Raw genomic sequence first — 2,738 nt, 5'->3', positions numbered from 1 at the left:
CCTGGCTCGACTTCTACAACAATCAACGCCGACACACCGCACTCGGCGGCCTCCCGCCAACCAGCCGACTGTCACCAACCTAGTGACCGAGTACAACTAGATCCAGGGGAGGGCTGAGCGTTCGGTCCAGTACTCGTCGGGTTGCTGGACGAACTCGACGAGCGGGCCGTCGACGTGGAAGGCGAGGTTGCTGGCGAGTTGCTCGGCGGTGATCGCGCCGCTGAGTACGACGTCGGCCCACGGCTGCGCGACGGCGGCGCCGATCGCGAGCGAGTCCGGTGCGACGCCGTGCTGGTGGGCGAACGCGTTGAACGGCGTCTCGCCCGCCTTCGCGGTCAGGCGTCCGTTCGCCACAACTTCCTTGACGACGACGAACCAGCCGGCGTCGTGCGCCTCGGCCAGCGCGGCGCCGGCGGACGTCTCCAGCACGTTCCAGGTGGACTGGACCGCACTGAACGGGCCATCGAGCTCGATCGCCGTGCGCAGCGTCTCGGCCTGGTGCGGTCCGCTGGTGGACAATCCGACGCGTACGCCGCTGTCCACGAGCTCCTGCAGCCGGTCGAGCAGTTGCTTGTCGCCGAGCGCCGGGCTGTCCGACGTGAGGCTGTGCACGAGGTAGAAGTCCGGCGGTCCACCAAGCGCTTGAAGGGTCTCCGGCCACTGCCGTTCGAACGTCGCGAGCGAGTGGTCCTTCACCTCGTGCGTCGCGGCATCGGTCCGCCAGTCGGCGACGTAGGTGTAGCCCCACTTGGAGCCGATGGTGAGTTCGGTACGGCGTTGCGGCGTCAGCCACTCACCGAGGAACGTCTCGGCGAGTCCGTACGAACGCGCGGCGTCGAAGTACCGGACACCGGCGTGCCACGCCTGGTCGAGCAGATCGTGCGTACGCCGGCGAAGGTCCTCGACCGCACGCGCCGGCGGAAGGTCTTCGTCGTGCCCGAGATTGATGTACCCGGGCCGACCCAATGCCGCCAGACCCAAACCGATACGCGCTGTCATGGCTTCGATCTTCCCACCTCACCCTCTCTTTCCTTCTTCCCTCAAGGGGCACCAAGCTCTCAGCTGACCAACTTCCTTACGGGGCACGAGGCAACCAGTGTGAGACGCGCCGCATCGCGCAGCGGCGGATGTCCTGTGTCGTCTAGCGTTTTGTCATGTGACCGATCCACGTCTGCCACCACCAGGCACCGTCGTCCGACGGACGACGGCGCGCGTGCTCCCGGTGCGTCCGGACGGCAAGGTGTTGCTGCTGCACGGCTGGGATCCGCTGAAACCGCAGACGCCGTACTGGTTCACCATCGGCGGCGCGGTGAACGACGGGGAAACGCTCGCCGAAGCCGGCACGCGCGAACTTCGCGAGGAGGTCGGCATCGTGCTGCCGCCGGACTCGCTCGGCGATCCGGTCGCGACGAACACGATCGAGTTCGAGTGGGGCGGTTGCCCGATCATTCAGCGGCAGACGTTCTTCGCGATCGGGGTGGACGGCGTCGAGGTGACGTTCGCCAACCAGGAAGAGCTCGAACTGGAGACGATCAGCGCACACGGCTGGTGGCACGCGGACGAACTGGAGGCGACCGGCCGCGCCGCGCACGTCACGATCCCGGGACTGCTGCGCCGGGCCGTCGACGCGATCACCCTGCGCCGCGCGTCCTGATCCCCGGTCAGCGCTTGCGGGCCTGTTTCAGCACCTTCTTCGGGACCTTCTTGTCGACCTCGTAGTGCACGCGATCGAGCCGTTCCGCACAGCCGGCCTTCGACAGCCGCAGCAGGACGACCGGGCACTTCTTGCACCTCGGTTTGTCCTTGCAGCACTTCTTCTTCGCGGTCATCGACGGCACGCAGCGAGTGTAGGTGAGGCATACCTAACCGTCTAGCTGAGCGGGCAGGGATCGTGGCGGACGTCACTCCAGTTGTCCGCCGAGCACTTCCCGTGCTTCCAGCAACGACGGGCCGTACCAAGTCAGGTGCCGGCCCGACACGCAGCGCGCGGGCTGCGCGAACACTTCCGGCCCGTCGCCGGGGGAAAACGCATAAGGCTCGTCCGGCAGTACGACGAGATCGTGGTCGGGTAACGCGTCCGGATCGAACCGCGGATAACGTTCGCCGGAATCCCGCAGTACGTTGTCGATACCGATCCGGGCGAGCAGATCACCCGCGAACGTGTCGCGTCCCAACGCCATCCACGGCCGCCGCCAGATCGGTATCACCGCGCGCCGGCGTATTCCGTCGTACGGCGAACTCCACACCGCACGAGCGCTGGTCAACCAGTCGGGTACGCCGCCGATGATCGCGGACAGCATGCGTTCGAGTGAGTCGAGTGATTCGTCGACGGTCGTCGGTGCGGTCACCCACACCGCGATTCCGCGACCGCGCAGCGCGTCGAGATCGACGACGCGATTCTCTTCGGCGTTCGCGATCACGACGTCCGGCGCGAGTGCTGCGATGAGTTCGACGTCGGGATTCTTGGTGCCGCGAACGCGCGTCACATCGAGGTCCGCGGGATGCGTACACCAGTCGGTCGCACCAACGATCAGGTGTGCGTGCGTTGCTGCGATCGACTCCGTCAACGAGGGCACGATGCTGACCACGCGCAGCACTTCGGACGGCGTCTCCACGACGTCTCCGAGGTCGTCTCGCGGCTTGTCTAGTGCCGCGCGTCGTTAGTTGATTTACGGTTGGTGGTTGGGATGATGAGGCATGGCCAATCGTCCTGCTGCTGCGTTGGTGTTGCGTGAGGG

At 66.3% G+C, this 2,738-nt stretch carries 4 protein-coding genes; 1 reads left to right on the top strand and 3 read right to left on the bottom strand.

Annotated elements, in window-relative coordinates:
- Positions 1-96 precede the first annotated feature (96 nt).
- Positions 97-999 (bottom strand): aldo/keto reductase, encoded by a 903-nt coding sequence (locus ACIBG5_RS43620; RefSeq protein ID WP_396397993.1) that lies wholly within the window; start codon positions 997-999, stop codon positions 97-99.
- Positions 1,000-1,156: 157 nt separating this feature from the next.
- Here ACIBG5_RS43620 and ACIBG5_RS43615 point away from each other — a divergent pair, with 157 nt between their 5' ends.
- Positions 1,157-1,654, top strand: coding sequence for an NUDIX hydrolase (locus ACIBG5_RS43615; protein WP_131350493.1), 498 nt, complete (start codon positions 1,157-1,159; stop codon positions 1,652-1,654).
- A gap of 7 nt (positions 1,655-1,661) precedes the next feature.
- On the opposite strand, the gene ACIBG5_RS43610 is transcribed toward ACIBG5_RS43615, so the two are convergent.
- Positions 1,662-1,838 carry a hypothetical protein gene (locus tag ACIBG5_RS43610; protein WP_360447898.1) on the bottom strand — a complete coding sequence of 59 codons (177 nt, stop codon included), beginning with the start codon at positions 1,836-1,838 and terminating at the stop codon, positions 1,662-1,664.
- A gap of 63 nt (positions 1,839-1,901) precedes the next feature.
- Complete coding sequence (locus ACIBG5_RS43605; protein ID WP_396397992.1) at positions 1,902-2,615, bottom strand: helical backbone metal receptor; 714 nt, start codon at positions 2,613-2,615, stop codon at positions 1,902-1,904.
- Positions 2,616-2,738 lie beyond the last annotated feature (123 nt).

This window comes from Kribbella sp. NPDC050241 (assembly GCF_044459685.1).
In the GTDB taxonomy this organism is placed as follows: domain Bacteria; phylum Actinomycetota; class Actinomycetes; order Propionibacteriales; family Kribbellaceae; genus Kribbella.
The sequence above is the reverse complement of the archived record's forward strand: the minus strand, read 5'-3'. Positions and strand labels throughout refer to the sequence as shown.